The 1,737-nt window shown below is 61.5% G+C and carries 3 protein-coding genes; 1 reads left to right on the top strand and 2 read right to left on the bottom strand.

The window, feature by feature from the left end:
• Positions 1–112 precede the first annotated feature (112 nt).
• Together VGG64_19435 and VGG64_19430 are read right to left on the bottom strand one after the other, a co-directional pair.
• Positions 113–604, bottom strand: coding sequence for a DUF6644 family protein (locus VGG64_19435; GenBank protein ID HEY1601783.1), 492 nt, complete (start codon positions 602–604; stop codon positions 113–115).
• Positions 605–764: 160 nt separating this feature from the next.
• Positions 765–1,181, bottom strand: coding sequence for a DUF6644 family protein (locus VGG64_19430; GenBank protein HEY1601782.1), 417 nt, complete (start codon positions 1,179–1,181; stop codon positions 765–767).
• 210 nt (positions 1,182–1,391) lie between these two features.
• On the opposite strand from VGG64_19430, the gene VGG64_19425 reads away from it, so the two are divergent.
• Positions 1,392–1,737: hypothetical protein (locus VGG64_19425; GenBank protein ID HEY1601781.1), on the top strand; the 346-nt coding region annotated here is incomplete at its 3' end.

Below are 1,737 nucleotides of genomic sequence, written 5' to 3'. Positions count from 1 at the left end.
CGCCACGCACTCCGCAACATGCGCCGCCGGCCAACCTTGATCACCGCCTTCTGGGAACAGGCTTCTTTATGGTCAGAATGATCCTATATTATGCGAAGCTCAGTAGTTGGAGCTATTTCGTGAAGCCGATCCAGCGGCCGCAGGCTACCACTACGATCCATAACACCAGGGAGATTCCGCCGGCTAGCTTGGCTGCGCGTGGCGTGCTTGCGGCACGGTTCCAGGCGGCGATGCCGCGGCGCGTCCAGAATTCGAAATAGGCGGTGTTGATGCCTGCGAGGAGCAGCGCCGTCATCTTCAGGCGGAACGGAACGTTGTTGTAGTACTTCGTGGCGCTGGAGGTGAAGAGCAGGCCGCCGGCGATCACCGCGCAGACGAAGCTGGCGCGGGTCCAGGGCATCACGTCGTCGTAGACTTCGGTGACGCTGCGATCACGCGAGGCGAGATCGAGGAGCCGGAGATCGAACATCGCGATCGAGCCGACTACGAGAACGATCGACAGCACGTGGATCGTTTCAATCGTCGGGAAGAGCCAGGTGGATTCGCGAATTGCGGCAGCAACCTGGGTGCTTTCGAGCCATGCGCAGAGCCTGAGGATCGACATCGCGACTATAGGGTCCCCCAATTATTCGGCGTGGACACGCGCAACTGGCCCTTGAGCACGCCCTTGCCAGAACCTTCCCGCGGCTAAAGCCGTTTCTCGACCGACACTTTTCGTGGGCCTGAAGGCCCACGCTTCCACCTGGCCCGAAACGGCGATGCGATCAGACGTAGGCGATCCAGCGTCCGGCCGTGACGATTGCCACCCACAGTAGCAGCGAGACGGCTCCGACCGTTGCCGCGGCGATTCTGTGATTCTCCCAGAACGCGGCATCGCGCTGGTTGCGATTCTGGACGAGCAGCGTGATCAGGCTTACGGTTGCGACCATCGCCATCTTTGTGCGGAACGCCCAGTTCAGCAGCTCGCGTTCCGGCTCGCCGATGACGAGAATCGCCCCGGTGGCGACGAGGATCAGAAGCACGCGCCACACCCACGGCACAAAGCGGTCGACCATGCGCGAAACCGGCTGGCGCTTGCCGACGAGGCCCATGAGCCGCAAATCGAGCATGGCCATCGAAGCCATCACGATCGACACGCTGAGAATGTGAACTGTCTGGACCGCTGGAATGATCCACAGCACGGTTTGTATTTTCAAGCTGACGGGCGTATTCGAAAGCCAGTCGCAGAATGCCTGTACCATTGCCGCCCCCAGCACCAAATTTCGGTCGGAATAATACATTGTCGCCATCGTTCTGTCGAATGGATTGGTGTGCCGGCGAAGCGCGTGCAGCGTTGACGCCGAAGCAAAAGATTTGTACAGTGCCGGGCACATCCGGTTTAGGGGGGAACGATGCGGATAAGAACGAGCTTTGCGGCCGGGGTTGCGTTGGCTCTGGGGTTGGCGGCGGCTGTGCCGTGCGTACGGGCGCAGGACAAAACGGACGCGGCGACTTTTCCCGAGGGCGCGCTCGCGCCACACAATCTGGCGAAGCCGCGCCCGAAGCCGCCGTTCGATCTGACGGGCACCTGGACGGTCGATCTGAGCGCGGGATTCAGTTCGTTCATGTTTGGGCCGCCGTACCCGAAGTTTCTGCCCGATGCGCAGGCCGCGTACGACGAGGCGAAGCAGTACGCCGCCGAGCACAAGCCGTATCGCGACGACATCGGGCACTGCTATCCAGCCGGCATGCCGATGA

Source organism: Pirellulales bacterium (assembly GCA_036490175.1).
Classification (GTDB): domain Bacteria; phylum Planctomycetota; class Planctomycetia; order Pirellulales; family JACPPG01; genus JACPPG01.
Note: the sequence above shows the minus strand (reverse complement) of the source record. Positions and strands in the feature narration are given on the sequence as shown.

Excerpts from the sequence above, each read along its gene's own strand:
- VGG64_19435 (HEY1601783.1), bottom strand. The coding sequence starts at position 604 with ATGTCGATCCTCAGGCTCTGCGCATGGCTCGAAAGCACCCAGGTTGCT.